This window comes from Wenxinia saemankumensis, from assembly GCF_900141735.1.
Lineage (GTDB): Bacteria > Pseudomonadota > Alphaproteobacteria > Rhodobacterales > Rhodobacteraceae > Wenxinia > Wenxinia saemankumensis.
Genome location: NZ_FQYO01000002.1, coordinates 514,484 through 538,886, shown reverse-complemented (window position 1 = coordinate 538,886; position 24,403 = coordinate 514,484). Strand labels below are relative to the sequence as shown.

The 24,403-nt window shown below is 71.0% G+C and carries 23 protein-coding genes and 1 tRNA gene; 18 read left to right on the top strand and 6 right to left on the bottom strand.

What is annotated here, in order from left to right; all coding sequences use genetic code 11:
- Positions 1-19: 19 nt before the first annotated feature.
- Positions 20-796 (bottom strand): inositol monophosphatase family protein, encoded by a 777-nt coding sequence (locus BUE30_RS06415; protein WP_244526285.1) that lies wholly within the window; start codon positions 794-796, stop codon positions 20-22.
- A 311-nt stretch (positions 797-1,107) separates the two neighbouring features.
- Between BUE30_RS06415 and BUE30_RS06410 the strand changes: the two genes are divergently transcribed.
- Positions 1,108-1,440 (top strand): DUF6280 family protein, encoded by a 333-nt coding sequence (locus BUE30_RS06410; protein WP_073327136.1) that lies wholly within the window; start codon positions 1,108-1,110, stop codon positions 1,438-1,440.
- A 140-nt stretch (positions 1,441-1,580) separates the two neighbouring features.
- Positions 1,581-3,035 carry a cobyric acid synthase gene (locus BUE30_RS06405; protein ID WP_073327133.1) on the top strand — a complete coding sequence of 485 codons (1,455 nt, stop codon included), beginning with the start codon at positions 1,581-1,583 and terminating at the stop codon, positions 3,033-3,035.
- A gap of 38 nt (positions 3,036-3,073) precedes the next feature.
- Here BUE30_RS06405 and BUE30_RS06400 read toward each other — a convergent pair whose 3' ends face one another.
- The 3 genes from BUE30_RS06400 to BUE30_RS06390 form a co-directional block, all read right to left on the bottom strand.
- Positions 3,074-3,922 carry a hypothetical protein gene (locus BUE30_RS06400; protein WP_073327130.1) on the bottom strand — a complete coding sequence of 283 codons (849 nt, stop codon included), beginning with the start codon at positions 3,920-3,922 and terminating at the stop codon, positions 3,074-3,076.
- 105 nt (positions 3,923-4,027) lie between these two features.
- Positions 4,028-5,449 (bottom strand): TolC family outer membrane protein, encoded by a 1,422-nt coding sequence (locus BUE30_RS06395; RefSeq protein WP_083601184.1) that lies wholly within the window; start codon positions 5,447-5,449, stop codon positions 4,028-4,030.
- Between the two features lie 73 nt (positions 5,450-5,522).
- Entirely contained in the window at positions 5,523-6,176 is a 654-nt protein-coding gene (locus BUE30_RS06390; protein WP_073327128.1) for a protein-L-isoaspartate O-methyltransferase family protein, read from the bottom strand.
- Between the two features lie 155 nt (positions 6,177-6,331).
- Between BUE30_RS06390 and BUE30_RS06385 the strand changes: the two genes are divergently transcribed.
- Positions 6,332-6,405 (top strand) — tRNA-Cys (locus BUE30_RS06385).
- A 95-nt stretch (positions 6,406-6,500) separates the two neighbouring features.
- Here BUE30_RS06385 and hemN read toward each other — a convergent pair.
- Entirely contained in the window at positions 6,501-7,853 is a 1,353-nt protein-coding gene (hemN, locus tag BUE30_RS06380; RefSeq protein ID WP_073327756.1) for an oxygen-independent coproporphyrinogen III oxidase, read from the bottom strand.
- Positions 7,854-7,925: 72 nt separating this feature from the next.
- Here hemN and fnrL point away from each other — a divergent pair, with 72 nt between their 5' ends.
- From fnrL to BUE30_RS06330, 10 genes are all read left to right on the top strand, one after another.
- Positions 7,926-8,663: a transcriptional regulator FnrL gene (fnrL, locus tag BUE30_RS06375; RefSeq protein WP_073327125.1), complete on the top strand. Its 738-nt coding sequence runs from the start codon at positions 7,926-7,928 to the stop codon at positions 8,661-8,663.
- Positions 8,664-8,989: 326 nt separating this feature from the next.
- Complete coding sequence (gene ccoN, locus BUE30_RS06370; RefSeq protein WP_073327122.1) at positions 8,990-10,585, top strand: cytochrome-c oxidase, cbb3-type subunit I; 1,596 nt, start codon at positions 8,990-8,992, stop codon at positions 10,583-10,585.
- A 5-nt stretch (positions 10,586-10,590) separates the two neighbouring features.
- Positions 10,591-11,406: a cytochrome-c oxidase, cbb3-type subunit II gene (gene ccoO, locus BUE30_RS06365; RefSeq protein ID WP_083601182.1), complete on the top strand. Its 816-nt coding sequence runs from the start codon at positions 10,591-10,593 to the stop codon at positions 11,404-11,406.
- Between the two features lie 37 nt (positions 11,407-11,443).
- The gene (locus tag BUE30_RS06360) at positions 11,444-11,623 is read left to right on the top strand and encodes a CcoQ/FixQ family Cbb3-type cytochrome c oxidase assembly chaperone (RefSeq protein WP_073327119.1); all 180 of its coding nucleotides are present in this window, start codon (positions 11,444-11,446) and stop codon (positions 11,621-11,623) included.
- Positions 11,620-12,582 (top strand): cytochrome-c oxidase, cbb3-type subunit III, encoded by a 963-nt coding sequence (gene ccoP / locus BUE30_RS06355; protein ID WP_073327116.1) that lies wholly within the window; start codon positions 11,620-11,622, stop codon positions 12,580-12,582. Before BUE30_RS06360 ends, ccoP begins: the two co-directional genes overlap by 4 nt.
- Positions 12,583-12,688: 106 nt before the next feature.
- The gene (ccoG, locus tag BUE30_RS06350; protein WP_073327113.1) at positions 12,689-14,245 is read left to right on the top strand and encodes a cytochrome c oxidase accessory protein CcoG; all 1,557 of its coding nucleotides are present in this window, start codon (positions 12,689-12,691) and stop codon (positions 14,243-14,245) included.
- Complete coding sequence (locus BUE30_RS06345) at positions 14,242-14,682, top strand: FixH family protein (RefSeq protein WP_073327110.1); 441 nt, start codon at positions 14,242-14,244, stop codon at positions 14,680-14,682. The genes ccoG and BUE30_RS06345 overlap by 4 nt, the downstream gene beginning before the upstream one ends.
- Positions 14,683-14,714: 32 nt before the next feature.
- Positions 14,715-16,808, top strand: a complete 2,094-nt coding sequence (locus tag BUE30_RS06340; protein ID WP_073327750.1) for a heavy metal translocating P-type ATPase — start codon at positions 14,715-14,717, stop codon at positions 16,806-16,808.
- The gene (gene ccoS / locus BUE30_RS06335) at positions 16,805-16,963 is read left to right on the top strand and encodes a cbb3-type cytochrome oxidase assembly protein CcoS (protein WP_073327109.1); all 159 of its coding nucleotides are present in this window, start codon (positions 16,805-16,807) and stop codon (positions 16,961-16,963) included. Before BUE30_RS06340 ends, ccoS begins: the two co-directional genes overlap by 4 nt.
- Before the next feature lie 32 nt (positions 16,964-16,995).
- Entirely contained in the window at positions 16,996-17,196 is a 201-nt protein-coding gene (locus tag BUE30_RS06330; RefSeq protein ID WP_073327106.1) for a YgaP family membrane protein, read from the top strand.
- Between the two features lie 48 nt (positions 17,197-17,244).
- Here the strand turns inward: BUE30_RS06330 and BUE30_RS06325 are convergent, their stop codons facing one another.
- A complete protein-coding gene (locus BUE30_RS06325; protein WP_073327103.1) occupies positions 17,245-18,831 on the bottom strand; it encodes an alpha-amylase family glycosyl hydrolase in 1,587 nt (528 codons plus the stop codon).
- A gap of 101 nt (positions 18,832-18,932) precedes the next feature.
- Here BUE30_RS06325 and BUE30_RS06320 point away from each other — a divergent pair, with 101 nt between their 5' ends.
- The 5 genes from BUE30_RS06320 to BUE30_RS06300 all read left to right on the top strand — a co-directional run bounded on the left by BUE30_RS06320 (position 18,933) and on the right by BUE30_RS06300 (position 24,402).
- A complete protein-coding gene (locus BUE30_RS06320) occupies positions 18,933-20,003 on the top strand; it encodes a substrate-binding domain-containing protein (protein ID WP_073327100.1) in 1,071 nt (356 codons plus the stop codon).
- A 112-nt stretch (positions 20,004-20,115) separates the two neighbouring features.
- Positions 20,116-21,387 (top strand): ABC transporter substrate-binding protein, encoded by a 1,272-nt coding sequence (locus BUE30_RS06315; protein ID WP_073327098.1) that lies wholly within the window; start codon positions 20,116-20,118, stop codon positions 21,385-21,387.
- Positions 21,388-21,514: 127 nt separating this feature from the next.
- Positions 21,515-22,528, top strand: coding sequence for a carbohydrate ABC transporter permease (locus BUE30_RS06310; RefSeq protein ID WP_083601180.1), 1,014 nt, complete (start codon positions 21,515-21,517; stop codon positions 22,526-22,528).
- The gene (locus BUE30_RS06305; RefSeq protein WP_073327095.1) at positions 22,528-23,358 is read left to right on the top strand and encodes a carbohydrate ABC transporter permease; all 831 of its coding nucleotides are present in this window, start codon (positions 22,528-22,530) and stop codon (positions 23,356-23,358) included. The genes BUE30_RS06310 and BUE30_RS06305 overlap by 1 nt, the downstream gene beginning before the upstream one ends.
- Positions 23,359-23,370: 12 nt before the next feature.
- Entirely contained in the window at positions 23,371-24,402 is a 1,032-nt protein-coding gene (locus BUE30_RS06300) for an ABC transporter ATP-binding protein (RefSeq protein WP_073327092.1), read from the top strand.
- The last annotated feature ends 1 nt before the right edge of the window (position 24,403 follow it).

Genomic DNA, 24,403 nt, shown 5'->3' with positions numbered 1-24,403 from the left:
GCCCGGAAGGACGGCGCCTCTAGTCCAGGCCCAGCGCCGGCCGGAAGATCCCCGACGCGATCTGCCACGCCTCCTCGTTCGAGGCGACGAGGAGCGGCGCAGCCGACATCGTGCCCGGCCCGTAGGCCGTGCCGTCCAGCTGCCGGGCCACGCCGCCCGCCCGCTTCACCGCGAGGCAGCCGGCAAGATGGTCCCAGGGATTGAGCAGGAAGGACAGGCAGAACGACGCCTGCCCCATCGCGATCAGACGATACTCGTGGGCCGAGCAGCGCAGCGCCCGCATGTCGGCGAAGCGCAGGCCCGCCTCGTGCAGCGCGCCGCGCCGGTCCGCCGGGGCGTAGGTCGTATGGATGAATCCCGACATCCGCGCGGGGTCCGTCAGGCGGTCGCAGGACAGCGCGCGGGTGGCGCCATCCGCACCGATCAGCCGCGCCGGCCCGTCGGACCACGCCTCGACCCGGTCGCCGATCACGGGATCGAGGATCGCACCCCAGCGGGTACGCCCGCCCTCCACCACCGCGAGGATCAGGCCGAAGACCGACAGCCCCACGCGGAAGTTCCAGGTTCCGTCGACCGGGTCGATCACCACGGCAAGCTCGGCCGATCCCAGGCCCGAGGCGAGCGCGGGATCGGCGGCGGCCGCTTCCTCTCCCACCACCCGGGCGGAAGGCAGATGCGCCGCGATCCAGGCCGTCAGCGCGGCCTCCGTCTCGAGGTCCGCGACGGTGACCAGGTCGCCCGGCCCCGATTTCTCCGCAATTTCGCCCGGATCCAGCCGCCTGAACCGGGGAAGCACGTGAACACGCGCCGACTCCATCGCGGCTGACGCTAGGGCAGCGGCATCATTTCGTGAAAACGTCAAGTCGCTTTTCCCGATCCCGTCGCGTCCGATGTGACCAAATCATGGCAATCCCTTGAAGCTGTCGGTCCCGACCCTAGCTCTGGGCCGGAAACCGCCACTTTCGACAACAGATAGCGTGTGTCAGGGCCCTGAGCCATGCACCGGATGCATAGGTGACATGCCGAAACAGGTCACCAGAATCGGTGCGAAATGGCCATATTGCGCCGGACCCACGACACACAAGAGCAAAAACAAAAGGACGGAACATGACCGACTTTATCGACGGCACCGCCTACAACAACGAGCAGGGCAACCGCGCCCGCAAGCTGTTCGCCGCCGTCGTCCTTGCCGCTCTGGATGACGCCATCGCCGATGACAAGAAGTACGGCAACGGCCCCGAGCAGATCGCCCGCTGGGCCCGCTCGCGCGATGGACGCGAGGTGCTCACCTGCGCCGGCATCGACCCCAACGAGCGGGTCGTCGGCGGGCTGATGGACTTCGTCTCGCGCGGCGTCCGCACCTCCGTCGCGCTGTCGCGCGAGGAGAGCGAGCGTCGCCACGCCGCCGCCCTGGCGGAAGAGGAAGCGCGCGCCGCCTGAGCCGCGCGCCAGCCGAACCGAAACGCGGCCGTCCCCTTGGGCGGCCGCGTTTCGTTCGGGCGGGCGGCGGCGTCGCGGCCCCCGCAGGGGATGTCGGAAACGGGATGCGCCCCCCGCGGCGCCGGGCTAATCGAGGGGCCATGGCACGGGCACTCATGATCCAGGGGGCAGGCTCGAACGTGGGCAAGTCGCTCCTCGTCGCGGGACTGGCGCGGGCGGCGGCCCGGCGGGGCCTGTCGGTGGCCCCGTTCAAGCCGCAGAACATGTCGAACAACGCCGCCGTGACCGTGGATGGCGGCGAAATCGGACGGGCGCAGGCGCTGCAGGCCCTCGCCGCCGGACGTGCGCCCCTGACCGACATGAACCCCGTCCTGCTGAAGCCCGAGACCGAGATCGGCGCGCAGGTCGTCGTCCAGGGCCGGCGCCTCGCCACGGTCCGGGCGCGGGACTACGCCGCGCTAAAGCCCACCCTGATGCCGAAGGTGATGGAGAGCTTCCGCCGCCTCGCCGCGTCGGCCGACCTCGTCCTCGTCGAGGGGGCTGGCAGCCCGGCCGAGATCAACCTGCGGGCGGGCGACATCGCCAACATGGGCTTTGCCGAGGCGGCGAACGTGCCCGTGGTGCTGGCGGGCGACATCGACCGGGGCGGCGTGATCGCCCAGCTCGTCGGCACCCACGCCGTGCTGCCGCCGTCGGATCGCGACAGGATCGTCGCCTTCCTCGTCAACAAGTTCCGGGGCGACCCGACCCTCTTCGCGGAGGGGATGGACGCGATCGCCGCGCGGACCGGCTGGGCGCCGCTCGGCATCCTGCCCTGGTTCGACCAGGCGTGGCGCCTGCCGGCCGAGGATGTCATGGACATCGCCTCGCGTCCCGGCGGGCCCATCAGGATCGCGGTGCCACGCCTGAACCGGATCGCGAATTTCGACGATCTCGACCCGCTCTCCACCGATCCGGCGGTCAGCGTCGAGATCGTGCCCGAGGGACGCGCCCTGCCCGGCGACGCCGCTCTGGTCCTGCTGCCGGGATCGAAGAGCACGATCGCCGATCTCGCCCATTTCCGGGCACAGGGCTGGGATATCGACCTCGCCGCCCATGTCCGGCGGGGCGGGGCGGTGCTGGGCGTCTGCGGCGGCTACCAGATGCTGGGCCGGCGGATCGCCGATCCGGACGGGATCGAGGGGCCGGCCGGTGCGGTCGAGGGGCTGGGCCTGCTGGATGTCGAGACGGTGCTGCAGCCGCGCAAGCGGCTCGCCCTGTCCGAGGCGCGCGACCGCGAGAGCGGGCTCGACCTCACCGGATACGAGATCCACATGGGCGAGACCACGGGCCCGGACACCGCGCGCGCCTGGCTCGATCTCGACGGGCGGGGCGAGGGCGCGGCGAGCGCCGACGGCCGGATCCGCGGCTGCTACCTGCACGGCATGTTCGCCGCCGACGCCTTCCGCGCGGCGTTCCTCGCCCGGCTCGGCAGTCCCGGGACGGGGGCGACCTCCTATGGCGCGGGTGTCGAGGCGGCGCTCGACGCGCTGGCGGCGCAGATCGAGGCGACGCTGGACGTGGAGCGGCTGCTGGCGCTGGCCCGGCCGGTCTGACTGGCGACCTGTCTGACCGGCGGCCTGTCGTCCGGCGCCTATTGCGAGGCGAGCGCCCGCGCGATCTCGCGCCGGACCAGCCGGCGCACGTTCCGGGTGATGCGCTCGCCCAGCTCGCCCGCCAGTTCCTCGCGCAGGACGTCGGCGACGAGCCCGCGCAGGGCGGCCTCGTCGAGCGCCGGGGCGACAGCGTCCGGTGCCGGGGTCTCGGCCACGGGCTCCGAATCCGGCTGGGCCGGCGCGCGGCGCGAGTGGAAGAAGGCGGCCGCCCCCTCGTCGCGGGCCCAGTCGCGGGACCAGTCGCGGGGCAGGTCCCGGCCCTCCACCTCGCTTCCGTCCGGCTCCCAGGCCTCGGCGGTGCGGGTGACGGCGGATTCGAGCTCGGCGATCGTGGCGCGGAGGGCGGCAGCCTCGAGCGCCGCCGCGTCGTCTTCGGATTCCTCGGGCGGGGCCGATCCGGCCCCCCCTTCCGCACCGTCCGGGGCCCCTTCCCCGACCTCGCCGGGCCTCTCCGCCATCGGTCCGGCGGCAGGGATGTCGGACTCCCCGGCTCGGGGGGGCTCCTCGGCGTGCTCGCGGGCCGGGCCGGCGGGCGCGTCGGGAACGGCCCTCAGGCCCGGCCGCGCGGCCGCCTCCTGCGGAGCCGGATCGGAATGGGGTCCGAGATCGAGGACGGAGAGGTCGAGGGGCTCGTCGGCCCCTGTCCCCGCCTCTGCCTCTACCTCTGCCTCCCGTGGCGCCTCGGCGATGCGGAGCGCGGGGGTCAGGACCAGCCGGGGCGCCTGCGCCGGCGCGGCCGGCGCGTCGCCGCGCTCGCCCTTCGAGACGAGGCGGCGGATGGAGGACAGGACGTCCTCGATTTCGGCATTGGTCCGGATTTCCGACATGTGTCCTCGATCTATCAGTCTCGCGGCGAGAATAGGGCCCGAATGGGGCGCCGGGAAACGGATGTCGCGGAATGGCGACGTTTTCCCCGTCCGGCAGCGCCCGTCTCAGTCGCCGATCGCCTCCAGCACCCGGTCGAGCGCGCGCCCTTGTTCGGACAGGGCCGACGGCGCTGTCCGGACGAGGTTGTAATAGGCGGCCGGGTCGTAGATCTGCACCGCAAGGCCCAGATGCTCGGCCGTCAGCAGCCCCATCGTGGAGAGCAGGCGGTATGTCGCGATCGTCTCGTCCACCTGGCTCGAGATCAGGTCGGCCCGCGCGGTCAGCAGCTCCTGCTCGGCGTTCAGCACGTCGAGCGTGGTGCGCGCGCCCAGCGTCGCCTCCTCGCGGATCGAGTTGAAGGCCACGGTCGCCGCCGTCACCTGCTGCGCCAGCGCGACATCGCTGGCCCGCGCCACCTCGAGCCCGGTCCAGGCGATGCCGACGTTCTGGGCGACGTTGTCCGACACGACATGCAGGCCCGCCCGCGCCGCATCCCGCCGCGCCATGACCTGCCGGACCTGGCTGGCGATGGCGCCGCCCTGATAGATCGGCCCGCCGACATTCAGCCCCAGGGAGGCACTCTCGTTACCCTCGAGATCCGCCGACAGGCGCCCGTTCACCGTGACCTGCGGCCGCACCGCGGCCTCGGCCCGGCGGATGTTCAGCTCGGTCGCCGCGACGTTGCGCTGCGCTTCCTCGATGGCGGGGTGGTTGCGCAGGGCGATGGCCCGCGCCTCCTCGAGCGTCGCGGGGACGTCGGCCAGCGGCACCGGCTGCAGGTCGCCCGGCGCCCGGCCCACGGCGGCCCGGAACTCGCCGATCGCCTGGGCGAGCCCCCCCTGCTCGGCCGCCAGCAGGCTGCGTGCCGCGGCGAGCCGCGCCTCGGCGAGGCTGACATCGGTGCGCGTCACCTCCCCCACCTCGAACCGGTCCTCGGCGGCCCGCAGCTCCTGCGTGATCAGGCGCACGTTGTTCTGCCGCAGCGAGACGAATTGCTGCGAGCGCCGGATCTCCATGTAGGCGACGACGATCCGCAGCAGGACATCCTGCTCCACCCCGACGAGGGCGGCGCGGGTGCCCAGCACCAGTTCCTTCTGGGCGTCGATGGCGAGCCGGTTCGCCCCGCCGTCATAGACGGTCATCTGGGCGCTGACGCTGAGGCTCTGGTCGATCTGGTAATCCGAAAGGCCCCCGAGCGGCGCCCCGACCGAGGCCTGGGCCGCGTAGCTGACCACCGGCCGCAGGGCGGCGATCGCCTGCGCGACATCCTCGTCCGCGGCGCGCAGGAGGGCGCGGTTCTGCTCCAGCAGGCCGGAGTATTCGTAGCCGAAGGCCAGCGCGTCGCCGAGCGTCTCGGCCTCTGCGGCGAAGGGCGCCAGCGCCAGGAGGGCCGCCGACGCCGCGCGCCTCAGCCCCGGTCCGAATTGGGTTGCGAATGCGTTCCGGCCGCTCCTGCGGCTGCCCCGTGCCGTGCCACGATGCCCCATGCCCGTCCTCTCGAGGTTGCGCCGTCGGCCCGTGACCTGCCGGGGTTGTGCCCCCGATCCGCCGGTTCCGCGGTCAGAATGTGAATGCCACGTCCTTCTCGAAGCCCGGCAGCAGCGGCGCCCCCGCATTGAAGAGGTAACGCCAGCTGACCCGGCCGTCTGTCTTGATTCCCGCCCGGGCGACGCCCAGCCGCCCCTCGGCGAAGAGGCAGGCGATCCGCCCCCCGTCCTTGAGCTGGTCGATCACCGCCTGCGGCACCTGCTCGACCCCGCCTTCGATCAGGATCACGTCGTAGGGGCCCGATTTCGGCGCCCCCTCGGCGAGCGGCCCGACCACGATGGCGGCGTTGTCGATTCCGGTATCGGACAGCGTCGCCTGCGCCTCGTCCACGCGGGTCTCGTCGTCCTCGACCCCGACGACGAACTCCGCCATCCAGGCCAGCACCGCCACAGAGTAACCGAGCCCGCAGCCGATATCGAGCACCACGTCCCCGGGGCCCACGTCGAGCGCGTCGAGCAGCTTGGCGAAGGTGCGCGGCTCCAGCAGGACGCGCCCGTCGCCCAGGCGCACGCCGTCGCCGACATAGGCGGCCTCGCGGGCGGCGTCGGGCACGTAGCGCTCGCGCGGGACGTTCAGCATCGCCTGGATGATGGGGAACTTCGTCACGTCGGAGGGCCGCACCTGGGTGTCGACCATCACACGGCGGCGGGATGCGTAATCAGCCACGGGACCTTCGCATGTCTCGTCAGTGGAATGTCACGACCCTGATGCCACACCCCCCGCAGGGGGGCAACACGTGATGGGCCGCCCCGCCCCCGCCTCGCCCGTCCCGCCCGCTTGCAAGCCGCCGGACGGAGGGCTATCAGGGCCGCACCTTCGGCGGCGAGTTGGCGGAGTGGTTACGCAGCGGATTGCAAATCCGTGCACACCGGTTCGATTCCGGTACTCGCCTCCAGGGTCCCCCGCTCTCTCCCGATCGCGCGGCTCGTCCGGCCAGTCCGTCCGGCCGGCGCGGCGTGTCGCTCGCGCCCGGGGCGCGCGGCGGCGGGCCTAGCTCGCCTGGCTGTAGCGCGGTCCGCCCCGGCCCGAGCCGGGGTCGAACACCGCGGCGACCAGGCGGGCGGCGGCGAAGTCGTTCAGGCGCAGCACCTGTCCGGCCAGTTCGCCCGCGCCGGGATAGAGGGTCAGCGCGGCGAGGGCCATCTCGCGCGCCCAGGGCCGCGTCTCGTCCGGCAGCGCGGCCAGGTCGACACGGCCGTAGCACATCAGCGACTCGATGATGGCGGCGATGGTGCGGTCGACGGGGGTGAGCGCGATGCCCCGCGCGACCGGCAGGTCCCCCTCCTCCAGTGCCTTCTGCCAGGCGTCGGTGGCGGCGGCGTTCTGCAGGTAGCCCTGCGCGTAGCGCGAGATCGCCGAGGCGCCGAGGCCGATCAGCGTTCCGGCCGCGTCGGTCGTGTAGCCCTGGAAGTTGCGGTGCAGCCGCCCTTCGGCCGCCGCCCGCGCCAGCCCGTCGCCCGGGCGCGCGAAGTGGTCGATCCCGACCGCGTCGTAGCCCGAGCTCGTCAGGATCTCGCGCGCGGCCTCGGCCAGGGCGAGCCGCTGGACGGGGTCCGGCAGCGCCGCCTCGGGAATCAGCTTCTGCCGCCGCGCCACCCAGGGGACATGCGCGTAGCCGTAGAGCGCGATCCGTTCCGGGGCGAGGCGCACGATCGCGGCCAGCGTGCGGGCGAGCCGCGGCAGCGTCTGGTGCGGCAGACCGTAGAGCAGGTCCACGTTGACCGACCGCACGCCCCGCGCCCGCAGGCCGGCGACCGCGCGCTCCGTCTCGTCCAGGCCCTGCCGGCGGCCTATGCTGGCCTGCACGACGGGATCGAAATCCTGCACGCCGATCGAGGCGCGGCTCAGCCCCATCCGCATCAGCGCGTCCAGCCGGTGCCCGTCGCATTCGGTGGGGTCGATCTCGACCGAGACCTCGGTCGCGGCATCGATCGGAAAGGCCGCGCGCAGCATCGCGCCCAGCCGGTCGAGCCTGTCGGCCGACAGCAGGGTCGGCGTTCCGCCCCCCAGGTGCAGCGCGCTGATCCGGACCGGGGCGAGCCGGCCGCGCACGGCGGCGATCTCGCGCTCCAGATGGTCGAGATAGCGGTCCAGCGGCGCGTCGGTGCGCGTCCCCTGGGTCCGGCAGGCGCAGAACCAGCAGAGCCGCCGGCAGAACGGGACGTGGACGTAGAGCGACACCTCGGCCCCCTCGGGCACGGCGCGCAGCCAGGCGTCCCCCTCCGCGGGGCCCACCCGGTCGCCGAAGCGGTCGGCGGGCGGATAGCTGGTGTAGCGGGGAACGCGGGCAGTCAGCAGCGCGGCGCGCAGCGACGAGGGCGTGACGGCGGTGTCCTGTGTCATGGGCGCCGTGGTGACGCCTCGCGGGCGGACCCGCATTGATCGAGATCAACCGTCCCGCTAGGGAGGGGGGACATGAAGCTCGACCCGATCTCCTCCTGCGCCGCCTGTCCGATCCGGCACCGGGCCGTCTGCGCCGAATGCGATGCGCGCGAACTGGCCCTGCTCGCCGAGATCAAGAGCTACCGCACCTTTCCCGCCGGCGCGCCGCTCGCCGCCGCCGGGGAATCGCTCGACCATTTCTCGTCGATCGTCGCCGGCTGCGCCACGATGTCGCGCACGCTCGAGGACGGGCGGCGCCAGACCGTCGGCCTTCTCATGCCCTCGGACTATATCGGCCGGCCGGGGCGCGCGACCTCGCCCTTCGACGTCGAGGCTCTGAGCGAGGTTACCGTCTGCCGCTTCGAGCGCCGCGCCTTCGAGAAGCTGGTGCGCGAGCTGCCGCACATCGCCTCGCGGCTGCTGACGATGACGCTGGACGAGCTCGACGCCGCCCGCGACTGGGCGGTCGTGCTGGGCCGGATGACCGCGCGCGAGAAGATCGCCGCCTTCCTCGTCAGCCTCGCCCGCCGGCAGGCGGTCATCGAGGAGCGGGACGGCCCCGTGGGTGCGGTCGCGCTGCACCTGCCGCTCTCGCGCGAGGCGATGGCCGACCACCTCGGCCTCACGATCGAAACGACGAGCCGGCAGATCACGGCCCTGCGCAAGGACGGGCTGATCGAGGTTCCGGGCAAGCGCGAGATCGTCATCCCCGATTTCGAGGCGCTGGCGCTCGAGACCGGCGATGACGGCGATGGCGGCGTGATCGCCTGATCCGCCCGCGGGGGGATCGCCCCCTGCGGCCGACCCGTCCGCATCCCCCCCGGGGGGCCCCGGATCGAGCCCGGGACGGGGTTCTCGCACTTCCCTCCGACGCCGCCCCGGCCGCGAGCCGGACCTCGACGGACCGGGCGCCTCCCCGTTCTCGGGGTCCGGGGTCAGGCCCGGGACGGGGTCGTGGCACCCTTCCGCCGCCAGCTCACCCGCCCCGCGACCTGCCGCGCACTTGATCCAGGTCAAGGAGCGCCCCCCGCCCTCATGCGACATCCCCCCCGGCCCCGCCCGCTGTCGCGGGGCGCACGGGAATCGCAGGAGGCATCATGGAGTATCTCAGGCCCGTCATCTTCGGGCTGGTCGCTCTCTTCGCGGCCATCGCCGCAAACTGGGGGCACGACCTGGCCTATTCGGTCCATGCCTTCCTCGTCATGGTCATCGCGGCCGGCATGCTCGTCTGGTCGGTCGGCCGGATCGGCGAGCCCGCCCCCGTCCATGACGAGGCGCAATATCTCGACGGTCCGATCCGCTACGGCGTGATCGCGACCGCCTTCTGGGGCATCGCCGGGTTCCTCGTCGGGACCTTCATCGCCTTCCAGCTGGCCTTTCCCGAGCTCAATTTCGACTGGTCCGAGGGCTACGCCAATTTCGGCCGGCTCCGCCCGCTGCATACCAGCGCGGTCATCTTCGCCTTCGGCGGCAACGCCCTGATCGCCACGTCCTTCTACGTGGTGCAGCGCACCTCGGGCGCCCGGCTCTGGGGCGGGAACGCGGCCTGGTTCGTGTTCTGGGGCTACCAGCTCTTCATCGTGCTGGCCGCGACGGGCTACCTGCTCGGCGCCACGCAATCCAAGGAATATGCCGAGCCCGAATGGTACGTGGACCTGTGGCTGACGGCCGTCTGGCTGGTCTACCTCGCCGTCTATCTCGGCACGCTCATCAAGCGGCGCGAGCGGCACATCTACGTCGCCAACTGGTTCTTCCTCGCCTTCATCGTGACCGTCGCGATGCTGCACGTCGTCAACAACATCTCGATCCCGGTCAGCATCCTCGGCTCCAAGTCCGTGCAGGTCTTCGCCGGCGTGCAGGACGCGATGGTGCAGTGGTGGTACGGGCACAACGCCGTCGGCTTCTTCCTGACGGCCGGGTTCCTGGGGATGATGTACTACTTCGTGCCCAAGCAGGCGGGCCGTCCGGTCTATTCCTACAAGCTGTCCATCATCCACTTCTGGGCGCTGATCTTCCTCTACATCTGGGCGGGGCCGCACCACCTGCACTACACCGCCCTGCCCGACTGGGCGGCGACGCTGGGCATGGTGTTCTCGGTCATGCTGTGGATGCCCAGCTGGGGCGGCATGATCAACGGGCTGATGACGCTCGAAGGGGCGTGGGACAAGATCCGCACCGACCCGATCATCCGCATGTTCGTCGCCTCCCTCGCCTTCTACGGCATGTCGACCTTCGAGGGGCCGATGATGTCGATCCGGGCGGTCAACTCGCTGTCGCACTACACCGACTGGACCATCGGCCACGTCCATTCCGGCGCGCTCGGCTGGAACGGGCTCATCACCTTCGGCTGCCTCTACTTCCTGACGCCGAAGCTCTGGGGGCGGGAGCGGATGCATTCGATGGCCGCGATCAACTGGCACTTCTGGCTCGCGACGATCGGCATCGTCCTCTACGCCGCCTCGATGTGGGTCACCGGGATCATGGAAGGCCTGATGTGGCGCGAGGTCGACGCGAACGGCTTCCTCGTCAACTCCTTCGCCGACACCGTGGCCGCCAAGTTCCCGATGTACGTCGTGCGCGGCCTCGGCGGGGTGCTGTACCTCTCCGGCGCGCTGCTGATGGCGTGGAACGTGTGGATGACGATCCGCGCCCCGCAGGCGCGGCCCGTCCAAGACCTCGTCCCCGCGGAGTAACCGACATGACCAAGCACAACGACTCCGTCCCGTCCCCCGAGGACGATCCCAAGGTGAACCCGCCGGGCGAGGTTCCGAACGAGCTGCCGCCCGAGACGGCGCTGATCGACAAGCACGGCATCATCGAGCGCAACGCGACGCTGCTGCTCGTCCTGTCCTTCCTCGTCGTGACCATCGGCGGCATCGTCGAGATCGCGCCGCTTTTCTGGCTGGAGAACACGATCGAGGAGGTGGAGGGCGTGCGCCCCTACTCCCCGCTCGAGCTGGCCGGGCGCGACATCTACATCCGCGAGGGCTGCTACGTCTGCCATTCCCAGATGATCCGCCCGATGCGCGACGAGGTGGAACGCTACGGCCATTACAGCCTCGCCGCCGAGAGCATGTACGACCACCCGCACCAATGGGGGTCCAAGCGGACCGGGCCGGACCTGGCCCGCGTCGGCGGGCGCTACTCGGACGAATGGCATGTCGACCATTTCACCGACCCGCAATCGGTCGTCCCCGAGAGCGTGATGCCGAAATACGACTACCTCGCCCGGACCCCGATCGAGCCCACGCTGATCGCCGAGACGATGGCGACCCACGCCTTCGTCGGGGTGCCCTACACGGACGAGATGATCGAGGCCGCCCGCGCCGACTTCCGCGTGCAGGTCGATCCGTTCGGCGATTTCGACGGCCTGCTGGAGCGCTATCCCGGCGCGCAGGTCCGCAACTTCGACGGCCAGCCGGAGCTGACCGAGATGGATGCGCTCATCGCCTATCTGCAGATGCTCGGCACGACGGTCGATTTCTCGACCTTCGTGGCCGATGCCAGTCGCTAAGCCAGCCGCCAGGCCAATTGCTGAGGGAGCCACGCACATGGACCTCTATTCGATCCTGAGGGAATTCGCCGACAGCTGGATGCTGCTCGCCCTGACCCTCTTCTTCGCGGGCGTCTTCGCCTGGGCCTGGCGGCCCGGCTCGCGCCCGCTCCACGACGACGCGGCCCGCGCGATCTTCCGCGATCACCTGGGCGACACCCCGGAGGGCCGGCAATGAGCGGCAAGCGCAAGGACGACGTGACCGGGACCGAGACGACGGGCCACGTCTGGGACGGGATCGAGGAGCTGAACAACCCCCTCCCCCGCTGGTGGCTCTGGACCTTCTACGCGACGGTCGTCTTCTCCCTGATCTACGTCGTGCTCTACCCGGCCTGGCCGGTCGTGAACCGCGCGACGTCGGGACTGCTCGGCTGGTCGACCCGCGGCGACGTCGCGGCCGAGATCGAGGCGGTGGATGCCAGCCAGGCCTCTCTCTTCGCCTCGCTGACGGAGGTGGACCTGCGCGTCCTGCCCCGCAACGAGGAGCTCTACGGCTTCGCCCAGCAGGCTGGGGGCGCGGTGTTCCGCAACACCTGCTCGCAATGCCACGGCTCGGGCGCGGCCGGCGCGCTGGGCTATCCCAACCTGTTGGACGACGAGTGGCTCTGGGGCGGCACGCTCGAGGACATCGCCTTCACCATCCGCCACGGCATCCGCAACGACGAGGATCCGGACGCCCGGTTCAGCCAGATGCCGGCCTTCGGGGACATCCTCGAGCGGGACCAGATCGCCCTGCTGACCGACCACGTCCTGTCGCTGCCCGGTGGCGCCGATCCTGCCGCGGGCGAAGCGGGGCAGCTCTTCCTCGACAATTGCGCCTCCTGCCACGGCGAGAACGCGCAAGGCGACCGGACGATCGGCGCGCCGAACCTGACGGATGCCATCTGGCTCTACGGGGACACGCCCGAGCAGGTCGCCAGCAGCATCCGGCGCGGGCCCTCCGGCGTGATGCCGCCCTGGGGCGAGCGGCTGGGCGAGGCCGAGGTGCGCGCCGTCGCCGCCTATGTCCACGCGCTCGGCGGGGGCGAGGCGCAGGTCGGCGAGGCCCCGGTGGCCGAAGGGGCGGGCGCGACCGGGGCCGAACCGTCCGATCCGGACGAGGTGCCGTTCGCGGAAGAAGCCGGCGCCACCGAGTAGCGTATCGCCCCCCGAAGGATCACGCGGCCGTGTCCGGTTGATCCACGTCAAGGCCGCCCCGGCCCTCCCGCCCTAGGGAGGGCCGACCTGCTTCGAAAGAGCCATCATGACGGCCACGAAATCCCTCTATGCCGCCCGCGTGCCGATCTTCCCCCGCCGGGTGTCGGGCCGGTTCCGCAACCTGAAATGGGTCATCATGGCGGTGACCCTCGGCATCTACTACCTGACCCCCTGGATCCGCTGGGACCGGGGGCCGAACCTGCCCGACCAGGCGGTGCTGGTCGATCTGGCGAACCGGCGCTTCTATTTCTTCTGGATCGAGATCTGGCCGCACGAATTCTATTTCGTCGCCGGCCTGCTGGTGATGGCCGGGCTCGGCCTCTTCCTCTTCACCGCGGCGCTCGGGCGCGTCTGGTGCGGCTATGCCTGCCCGCAGACCGTCTGGACGGACCTCTTCCTCAAGGTCGAGCGCTGGGTGCAGGGCGACCGCAACGCGCGGCTGCGGCTGCACCAGGCCCCCTGGACCGCCCGCAAGATCCGGCTGAAGCTCACGACCTGGTCGCTCTGGCTGATGATCGCGGTGGCGACCGGCGGGGCCTGGGTCTTCTACTTCGCCGACGCGCCGACGCTCGCCCGCGATCTGGCCACGCTGCAGGCGCCGGGCGTGGCCTGGGCGACGATCGCCCTGCTGACCGCGACGACCTTCGTCTTCGGCGGCTTCATGCGCGAGCAGGTCTGCATCTACATGTGCCCCTGGCCGCGCATCCAGGGCGCGATGATGGACGAGGGCACGCTCACGGTCGCCTATCGCGACTGGCGGGGCGAGCCGCGGGGCAAGGGGCTGCGCCGCCGCGAACGGGCCGAGGCGGCAGAGGCGGCGACCCGCGCCGCCGGCCCCCGGATCGGCGGGCGCTCGCCGGTGATCCCGATGCAGGTGCGCGGCGCCACCGCCGTGGCGCAGCCCGCCGCCCCGGCCCCCGCCGTCCCGGGCGCGGCGGGCGACTGCATCGACTGCAACGCCTGCGTCAACGTCTGCCCGATGGGCATCGACATCCGGGACGGCCAGCAGATGGCCTGCATCACCTGCGCACTCTGCATCGACGCCTGCGACGAGGTGATGGACCGGATCGGCAGGCCCCGCGGCCTGATCGACTACGTCGCCCTGTCCGACGCCCCGCGCGAGGCGGCGGGCGGCGCGCCGATCGCCGCCTGGCGGCACGCGATGCGCCCCCGCAACTTCGTCTATGCCGGGCTCTGGTCCGCCGTCGGGATCGCGCTGGTCGTGCTCCTTTTCATCCGGCCCGAGATCGAGATGACGGTCGCCCCGGTCCGCAACCCGACCTTCGTCACCCTGTCCGACGGGTCGATCCGCAACGCCTACGACGTGCGGCTGCGCAACAAGCACGGCGAGGCGCGGGACTTCGCGCTCGCCACCGGCGAGGCGATGGCGGGACGCCTGGCGCTGAGCGTCGAGGGCAGCACGGACGCCGCCGTCACGGTGCCCGCCGACACGCAGGGGCGGGTGCGGGTCTACCTCACCGCCCCGCCCGGCAGCGCGCCCGCCACCGCCGACCGGACCGAGGTCCGGCTCTGGGCCCAGGACCGGGAGAGTGGCGAGCGCGCCTTCGTCGACACCACCTTCAACGGGAGAGAGACGCCATGACCGAACTTCGGGGCATCCATGTCGCGGGCATGTTCACCTTCGGCTTCGGGATCATCATCGCGGTGAACGTCGCGCTCGCCACCAATGCGGTCCGGACATTCCCGGGGCTCGAGGTCGCCAATTCCTACGTCGCCAGCCAGAGCTTCGAGGCGCGGCGCGAGGCGCAGGACGCGCTCGGATGGGAGGTGGCGGCGGGCTATTCGGACGGCCTGCTCACCGTCGCGCTGACCGGCCCGGACGGCGCCCCGGCCCCGGCGGCGGAGCTTTCGGGTCATGTCGGCCGCCCGACCGAGGCCCGCGACGACATCGCCCTCGATCTCGAGGCGGGACAGGTCGCGATCGACCTCGCCCCCGGGCGCTGGCGGCTGGACCTGACCGCCACCGCGCCGGACGGTACCCTGTTCGAGCGGGCCGTCGTCCTGGAGGTGGCGCCGTGACCGCCGCCTGTCCTGCCTGCGCCGGCGTCGAGATGGCCCGCCCCGCCCCGGCGCTCGAGACGACGCATCTTCTGCACCTGCCCGACATCCATTGCGGCGCCTGCATCGCGGGGGTGGAGCGCGCGCTCGGCGCCGCCCCGGGGGTCCGCGCCGCCCGCGTGAACCTGACCCGCAAGCGCGTGGCGATCACCGCGCCGGGCCTCGACGCCGCCACCCTCGTCGCCGCGCTGGCCGAGGCGGGCTATCGCGCCCAGCCGATGGACGCCGCGCGTACCGGCGCGGACCGGACCCCGCGCGACCTGCTGACCCGGATCGGCGTCGCGGGCTTCGCCATGATGAACGTCATGCTGCTGAGCGTCGCGGTCTGGAGCGGCGCGACGGGCGCGACGGCGCAGGTCTTCCACCTCGTCTCTGCCGCCATCGCGATTCCCGCCGTCGCCTATGCCGCGCAGCCCTTCTTCGGCTCGGCCCTGCAGGCGCTGCGGGCGAGGCGGCTGAACATGGACGTGCCGATCGCGCTGGCGATCCTGCTGGCCAGCCTCGCCTCGCTCGCGGCGGCCTTCGACCTCGCGCCGAACGACGGCTGGTTCGACGCGGCGCTGGCGCTGACCTTCTTCCTGCTGATCGGCCGCTATCTCGACACGGCCGGTCGCGCCGCCGCCCGCTCGGCCGCCGCCGATCTCGCCGCGCTGGACGTGCCGCAGGCGATCCGGCTGGAGGACGGGCGCGAGCGCGTCGTGCCCGCCGCGGATCTCGCCCCCGGCGACCTGATCCTGCTGCGCCCCGGCGATCGCCTCCCCGCCGACGGAGAGATCGTGAGCGGGCGCTGCGACCTCGACCGCTCCGCCCTGACGGGCGAGAGCCAGCCCGCCCCCGCCGGTCCCGGCGATCCCGTCGCGGCCGGCGAGACCTGCCTGACCGGCGCGCTCACCGTCCGCGTCCTGCGCGCGGGGCGCGACACGGCGCTGGCCCGGATGGCCGAGACGATCGCGGCTGCCGAGGGACAGCGCACCCGCTATGCCGGGCTCGCGGACCGCGCGGCGCGGCTCTACGCGCCCGCCGTGCACCTGCTTGGCGCGGGCACCTTCCTCGGCTGGCTGGCGGCGACCGGCGACGGCTGGCGCGCGCTCGACGTCGCGATCTCGGTCCTCGTCATCACCTGCCCCTGCGCGCTCGGCCTCGCCGTGCCGGCGGTCTCGACGGTGGCGACGGGGCGGCTGTTCCGGGCGGGACTGCTGGTGAAGTCGCCGACCGCGCTGGAACGCCTGTCGGAGGTGGACATCGTCGCCTTCGACAAGACGGGCACGCTGACGACCGGCACGCCGCGCCTCGCGGTCCGGCCGGACGACGCGGCACTGGCCGCCGCGGCCGGCCTCGCCCGCCATTCCGCGCACCCGATGTCGCGCGCGATCGTCGCCGCGGCCGAAGCGGCCGGCCTGGCCCCCGCCCCCGTCCGCGACATCGCCGAGCATCCCGGCGACGGGGTGGAGGGATGGCTGGACGGCCGGCGCCTGCGGCTCGGCCGGGCCGCCTTCGCGGGCGGAGCGGGGGACGGGCTGTGGCTGGGCCGGGACGGCACGGCCCCGGTCGCCCTGCCGATGGCCGAGACGCTGCGCCCCGGCGCGGCCCCCGCCACCGCCGCGCTGGCCGCGGCCGGTTACGGCACCGCCCTCCTGTCGGGGGACGCGGCCGGGCCGGTGCGCCGCCTCGCCGCCGAGACGGGGATCGCCGAGGCGCATGCGGATCTCCGCCCCGCGGACAAGACCGCCTGGGTCGAGGCCCGGCAGGACGAGGGGCACCGCGTCCTCATGGTGGGCGACGGGCTGAACGATACCGGGCCGCTCGCCGTGGCGCATGCCGGACTGTCGCCGGGCAGCGCGCTCGACGCCGCGCGCTCGGCCTCGGACGTGGTCGCGCTGTCCGGGGATGTGGGGGCCGTGCCGCTGCTGCTGCGGACCGCCCGCGGCGCGATGGCGCGGATGCGCCAGAACATCGGCCTCGCGCTGGCCTACAACGCGATCTCGATCCCGCTCGCCGTGACGGGCCACGCCTCGCCGCTGGTGGCGGCGCTGGCGATGTCGGCCTCTTCCCTGACGGTGACGCTCAACGCGATGAGGCGGCTGTGAACGTCCTGGCCTTCCTCATCCCGATCTCGGTGACGCTGGGCCTCGCGGGGCTGGTCGCCTTCGTCTGGGCCCTGCGTTCGGGCCAGTACGAGGACCCGGCCGGCGACCAGGCGCGGGCCCTGTCGTCGGACCGCGACGACCGGCCGGGACCATGACGGCCCGGCCCGGGGGAAAAGAAGTGAACCCGATGATCGGGAACATGGGATCGGCGGACAGGATCGTCCGCGCGGCGATCGCGGTGGCGCTGGTATGGCTCGCCTTCGGGACGGGCCTTGCGGGCGCGGCCTTCTGGCTCGCCCTGGTCGTGGGAGGGATCTTCCTGCTGACCGCCGCCCTCGGCACCTGCCCGCTCTACCGGCCGTTCGGCACCGGCACCTGCCGGCGCTGAAGGGATGGCGGCGGCCCTGCGGGACCGCCGCCCTTTTGTGGTCCGCCCTCAGGAGAGGCGCAGGAACAGGACGCCGTTGGGCCCCAGCCGCGCCATGCGCCCGTCGAGGTCCGATTTCTCGGCGAACAGGACCTCGCCGGTCGACGGCATCTCCGCCTCCGCCGGTTCGGGCGAGAGGTTGAAGACGCAGGTCACCTCGCCCCCGCGGGTGAAGGCCAGGACCGGCTCGGGCGTGTTGATCCAGGTCGTCCCGCCGGTCCGCAGCGACGGCTCGGAGCGACGGAAGGCCAGCATCCGGCGGTAGAAGTCCAGCACCGACCCCTCCCCCTGCGCGTCCACCGCCACCGCCTGCTGCGGCGACTTGACAGGCAGCCAGGGCGTGGCGGTCGAGAAGCCGCCGTTCGGGGCGTTGCTCTCCCACACCATAGGGGTGCGACAGCCGTCCCGGCCCTTGTCCTCGGGCCAGAAGACCAGGCCCTGCGGATCGGTCAGCTCGTCGTAGGTCAGCTCGGTCTCCGTCTGGCCCAGCTCCTCGCCCTGATACATGCAGACCGACCCCTGGAGACTGAAGAGGAGCGCGGCCCCCAGCTTGGCCAGCGCCTCGCGGCTGGCGCCGTGCTTCTCCCACCGGGTCAGGTGCCGCACGACATCGTGGTTCGAGAAGGCCCAGCAGGGCCATCCGCCCGGGGCGAGGCGGAAGAACTCCTCGACCTGGCGCCGGAAATGGGCGGCATCCCATTTGTGGCTCAGCATCTCGAAGCTGTAGGCCATGTGGAGACGGCCGCCCGTCGTGTACTGGCCCATGATCTCGATCGGGTGGTGCTGCTCGCCCACCTCGCCGACCAGCGTCCGGTCCTCGTATTCGTCCATCAGCGCGCGCAGGCGCTTGAGGAAATCGAGGTTCTCGGGCTGGTTCTTCGAGAAGAGGTGGTACTGCATGTAGTAGGGGTTCCACGCCTGCAGCGCGCCGGGCTGGAAGTTCGCGGCGTCGTTCCGCAGATGCCGGTCGTGGAAGTAGAAGTTCACCGTGTCGAGGCGGAAGCCGTCGACCCCCCGCTCCAGCCAGAACCGCACGTTCTCCAGCGTCCAGTCCTGCACCTCCCTGTTGTGGAAGTTCAGGTCCGGCTGTTCCTTGAGGAAGTTGTGGAAGTAGTACTGCTTGCGCCGCGGCTCCCATTCCCAGGCCACCCCGCCGAAGATCGACTGCCAGTTGTTCGGGGGCGAGCCGTCGGGCTGCGGGTCGGCCCAGACATACCAGTCGGCCTTGGGATTGTCGCGGCTGGACCGGCTCTCGAGGAAGGCCGAGTGCCGGTTGGAGCTGTGCGAGAGCACCTGGTCGATGATGACCTTCAGCCCCAGCTCGTGCGCCCGCGCCACCATCGCGTCGAAATCGTCCAGCGTGCCGAAGACCGGGTCGATGTCGCGGTAATCGCTGACGTCGTAGCCCATGTCCGCCATGGGCGAGGTCGAGATCGGCGACAGCCAGATCGCGTCGACGCCGAGCCCGGCGACATGGTCGAGCCGGCGGGTGATGCCCCTCAGATCGCCGATTCCGTCGCCCGAATCGTCCTGGAAGGACCGCGGATAGATCTGATAGGTGACGCTGCCCCGCCACCAATCGCTGTTCTTGCTCATGAGGTCCTCCCGCATTTCGCGGCCCGAAACGTTTCGGGCCCGTGGAAAACCGTTGCCCGAAGCGTTTCGGTCGCGCAAGGGTGGAGAGCGGGAGGACGCAGATGACGACGCTCAAGGACCTCAGCCGGCACCTGAACCTGTCGGTGACGCAGGTCAGCCGGGCGCTGAACGGCTATGCGGACGTGAGCGAGGCGACCCGCGCCCGCGTCCTCGCCGCCGCGAGCGAGCTGGCCTACCAGCCCAACCTCTCGGCGCGGAAGCTGGTCTCGGGCCGGTCGGGGATCGTCGGGCTGGTGCTGCAGGGCACGCCCGCCTCGATGACGGGGGATCACTTCCTGACGGTGATCGGCGGCCTCAGCGCCGAGTTCTCGCGCCGCGAGCTGCAGTTCGTGCTGCACATGGCCGATCCCGAGGAGGACGTGATCGAGGTCTACCGCCGGCTGATCGACGGCGGGGGGCTGGACGGCTTCGTCCTGATCGAGCCGGTGACCGACGACCGGCGCGTCGCCTATCTGGCGCAGCGCGGCATCCCGGTCATCGTGCACGGCCGCCTCTTCGGGGGGCCGGCCCATGCCTATTACGACATCGACAATGCCGAGGTGGGCCGCGTGCTGACGCGCCACCTGCTGCGCCACGGCCACCGCCGCATCGCCTTTCTCAACGGCTCGCCCCAGCGGGCCTATTCCGAGGCCCGCCGCCGCGGCCATGTCGAGGCGCTGGAGGAGGCGGGCCTGCCCTTCGACCCCGGGCTGCACATCACCGCCTCGATGGACGAGAAGCACGGCCTCGTCTCGGCGGTGAAGCTGTTCTCGGGCCCAGCGCCCCACCCCACCGCGGTGATCGCCAGCCACCTGAAGATCGCGCGCGGGCTGGTGCAGGGCCTGTCGGCGCTGGGATTGCGGGTGCCGGACGACGTGTCGATCGTCGCCCATGACGACCAGCTGAGCGACCTCGCCGCGACGGGATTCGAGCCGCCGCTGACCACCACGACCTCGCCGATCTACGACAGCTGGGCGCCGCTGGCCGACGGGCTGGCCCGGCTGATCGCGGGCGCCCCGATCCCGGCGGTGCAGCACACCGCGGCGGTCGACTTCGTCGAGCGCGGCTCCGTCGCGGCCCCGCGGAACGAGCGCCCGGCGCCCCGAAAAAATCACCATGGGGACACCCGTTGACAGAATCGTCACGATGTCGCTTACTCCACCCGAAACGTTTCGGCTCGGGGTCCGCCCCGGTCCGCGCGTCTTCGACAGGCGGGGCCAGCCCGCCGAATTCTGGGAGGACTACATGACCAAATCGATCCGGGCCGCCTCGCTGCGGTCCACCACCGCGTTCGCGATCACGCTGGCCGGCCTCGGCACCGTCGCCGCCGCCGAGGAGATCACCGTCGTCTCCGGCGCCGTCGGCAACGCCATCGAGGAATTCGACCGCATCGTCGCCCCGTGGGAGGAGCGCACGGGACATACCGCCGTGCTGGTTCCGATGCCCGCCTCGACCACCGACCAGTTCGGCCAGTACCGGCTCTGGCTCGCCGCCGGGAACGGCGACATCGACCTCTACCAGACCGACGTGATCTGGGCCCCGCAGCTGGCCGAGCATTTCGTGGACCTGTCCGAGGCCGCGGCCGACGTCATCGACGACCACTTCCCCTCGATCATCGAGTCGCAGACGGTGGAGGGCAAGCTGGTCGCGATGCCGATCTATACCGACGCGCCGGCGCTCTACTACCGCACCGACATGCTCGAGAAGTACGGCTTCGACGCCCCGCCCGAGACCTGGGAAGAGCTGACCTCGATGGCGCAGACCATCCAGGAAGGCGAGCGCAACGACGGCAACGGCGAGTTCTGGGGCTTCGTCTTCCAGGGCAATTCCTACGAAGGCCTGACCTGCAACGCGCTGGAATGGGTGAAGTCCTACGGCGGCGGCCAGATCGTCGAGGCCGACGGCACGATCTCGATCAACAACGAGCAGGCGGTCGCCGCGCTCGAGCAGGCGGCGTCCTGGGTCGGCACGATCGCGCCCGACGGCGTGGTCTCCTACCAGGAGGAAGAGGCCCGCGGCGTCTGGCAGACCGGCAACGCGGCCTTCATGCGCAACTGGCCCTACGCCTATAGCCTCGGCAACGGCGAGGATTCGGCGGTGGCCGGCCTGTTCGACGTGACGACGCTGCCTACGGGCGGCGAAGGCTCGGCCGCGACGCTGGGCGGCTGGAACATCGCGGTGTCCCAGTACGGCGACAACATCGACATCGCGACCGACCTGGCGATGTATCTCGCCTCGGAGGAGGCGCAGAAGATGCGCGCGCTGAACTCCACCAACCTGCCGACGATCCAGTCGCTCTACTCCGATCCCGAGATCGCCGAGCAGCAGCCGATCATCCCGCGCTGGGAAGAGGTGTTCCTCTCCGCCGTGCCGCGCCCGTCCGCGCCGACGCAGGAGGATTACAACGAGGTCTCGACGGCGTTCTTCTCGGCCGTCCACTCGGTGCTGACCGGCGAAGAGGACGCCGCGACCGCGCTGGAGGATCTGGAGCTGGACCTCGAGGACATCCTCGAGTGACGCCCCCGACCCTTCCCCGCGGGGAAGGGTCCGACGCGATCGCCGGGCGCCCGAGGAGGGGCGCCCGGCTCCCCCGAAGCGTCTCCCGGGAAATGCGGCGCAGGTCTTGCAAGGGAGGGCAAGCCGCATGAGCCACGCCGACATGGTGCCCGAGGCCGCGAACGCGCCGAAATCGCCACCGCCCGAAGTCAATGCCGGGAGCGGCGAGGCCGAGCTGCAGCGGCAGCGGATCCGGGCCGCCTACCTGTTCCTGTTGCCGATGCTGGTCATGCTGGCCCTCGTCGCCGCCTGGCCGCTCTTCCGCTCCATCGCCTTCTCGTTCACCGATGCGAGCGCGAACACCATCTTCAACGGCGAATCCGAATGGGTCGGCTTCGACAATTACGTCGAGCGGTCGGTCCGCTCGAACGGCGAGGTGCGCTGGCGCGGCGTGCTGGTCGACGGCGACTGGTGGAACGCGGTCTGGAACACGGTCCGCTTCAGCCTCGTCTCGGTCGGGCTCGAGCTGGTGCTGGGCATGCTGGTCGCGCTGGTCCTCAATGCCGAGTTCAAGGGCCGCGGCCTCGTCCGCGCCGCCATCCTCATCCCCTGGGCGATCCCGACGGTGGTCTCGGCCCGGATGTGGGGCTGGATGCTGAACGACCAGTTCGGCGTGATAAACTACATGATGATGGGCGTCGGACTGATCGACCGGCCCATCGCCTGGACCGCCTCGTCCGACACGGCGATGATCGCGGTGCTGATCGTCGACGTCTGGAAGACGACGCCCTTCATGGCGCTGCTGATCCTCGCCGGTCTCCAGATGGTGCCGCGCGACATGTACGAGGCGGCCAAGATCGACGGCATCCACCCGGTCAAGGTCTTCTTCAAGGTGACGCTGCCGCTGATCCGGCCCGCGATCCTCGTCGCGGTGATCTTTCGTGCGCTCGACGCGCTGCGGATCTTCGACCTGATCTACCTGCTCACGCCGCAATCGGATTCGACGGTCACGATGTCGGTCCTGTCCTACCGAGAGCTGCAGCAGTTCGGCGATTACGGCGAGGGGTCGACGATGTCGACGCTGCTCTTCCTCATCATCACAGGCTTCGTGCTGCTCTATCTCAAGATCGGCCGGGTCGACCTCGCGGGGGACAAGGGCTGATGCAACAGGTCTGGTGGAAAACCGCCCTCTTCTACGCGGGCGTCGTCCTGATCGTCGTGATCGCGGTCTACCCGTTCTACTACGCGGTCATCACCTCGCTGGAATCCGGCACGGCGCTGTTCACGCCGAACTTCCTGCCCGAGATGATCACGTTCCAGAACTACGTGAACGTGCTGACGCAGGGCGCCTTCGTCCGGTCGATCGGGAACTCGATCCTGATCGCCGGGGTGACGGTCTGCTTTGCGCTGCTCCTCGCGGTCACGGCGTCCTACGCCCTGTCGCGCGTGAGGTTCCGGGGCCGCGGCCTGCTGCTGATGACCATCCTCGGCGTGTCGATGTTCCCGCAGATCGCAGTGCTGTCGGGCCTCTACGAGCTGGTCAACCTGCTCGGCCTCTACAACACGCCCTGGGCGCTGGTGCTGAGCTACACGATCTTCACCCTGCCCTTCACGGTCTGGGTGCTGACCACCTTCATGCGCGACCTGCCGATCGAGATCGAGGAGGCGGCGATCGTCGACGGGGCCAGCCCCTGGGTCATCATCACCCAGGTCTTCCTGCCGCTGCTCTGGCCGGCCCTCGTCACCACGGGCCTGCTCGCCTTCATCGGCGCGTGGAACGAGTTCCTCTTCGCGCTGACCTTCACCATCTCCGAGACGCAGCGCACGGTGCCCGTCGCCATCGCGCTACTGTCGGGCGCGAGCCAGCAGGAGATCCCCTGGGGGTCGATCATGGCGGCCTCGGTCATCGTGACCGTACCGCTGATCGTCCTCGTGCTCATCTTCCAACGCAAGATCGTCGCGGGCCTGACCGCGGGCGGCGTCAAGGGTTAAGGAGGTCGTCTCATGGCCAAGATCGAACTGAAGAACGTCCGCAAGTCCTACGGCGCCGTCGAGGTGATCAAGGGCATCGATCTCGAGATCCGCAAGGGCGAGTTCATGGTCTTCGTCGGGCCCTCGGGCTGCGGCAAGTCCACCCTGCTGCGCCTGATCTCGGGGCTGGAGGGGATCACGAGCGGGGACCTGGTCTTCGACGGCGAGCGGGTGAACAACGTGCTGCCCTCGAACCGGGGCATCGCGATGGTGTTCCAGAGCTACGCGCTCTACCCGCACATGAAGGTCTACGACAACATGGCCTTCGGCATGAAGCTGGCCGGCGCGTCGAAGGACGAACGGGACAAGCGCGTGCGCGAGGCGGCCCGATTGCTGCAGATCGAGCACCTGCTCGACCGCCTGCCCCGCCAGCTCTCCGGCGGGCAGCGCCAGCGCGTCGCCATCGGCCGGGCGATCACCCGCGATCCGCGCGTCTTCCTGTTCGACGAGCCGCTGTCGAACCTCGACGCCGCGCTGCGGGTGGCGACGCGGCTCGAGATCGCGAAGCTGCACCACGACATGTCGGACGTGACGATGGTCTACGTCACCCACGACCAGGTGGAGGCGATGACGCTCGCCGACCGGATCTGCGTGCTGCGCGACGGGCGGGTCGAGCAGGTCGGCACCCCGTCCGAGCTCTACGAGGCCCCCGCCAACGTCTTCGTCGCCGGCTTCATCGGCTCGCCCAAGATGAACTTCCTCAAGGGGCGCTTCGCGGAGGCCGAGACCTGCGCCACGCTCGGCATCCGGTCCGAGCATATCGACCTGGTGGACGGCCCCGGCCCCGACGTCTGGACCGGCAAGGTGGTCCATGGCGAGGACCTGGGATCCGACAACTACGTCTTCGTCGATATCGGCGCCGAGGAGCCGGTTCTGGTGCGCCAGCCGGGCAAGCTGAACACGCCGCTCGGGACCGAGCTGCACCTGCGGCCGCAGCCGCAGAACATCCACCGCTTCGGCGAGGACGACCGCCCCGTGGAAGTCCGCCGGCCCGAGATGGCCTGAC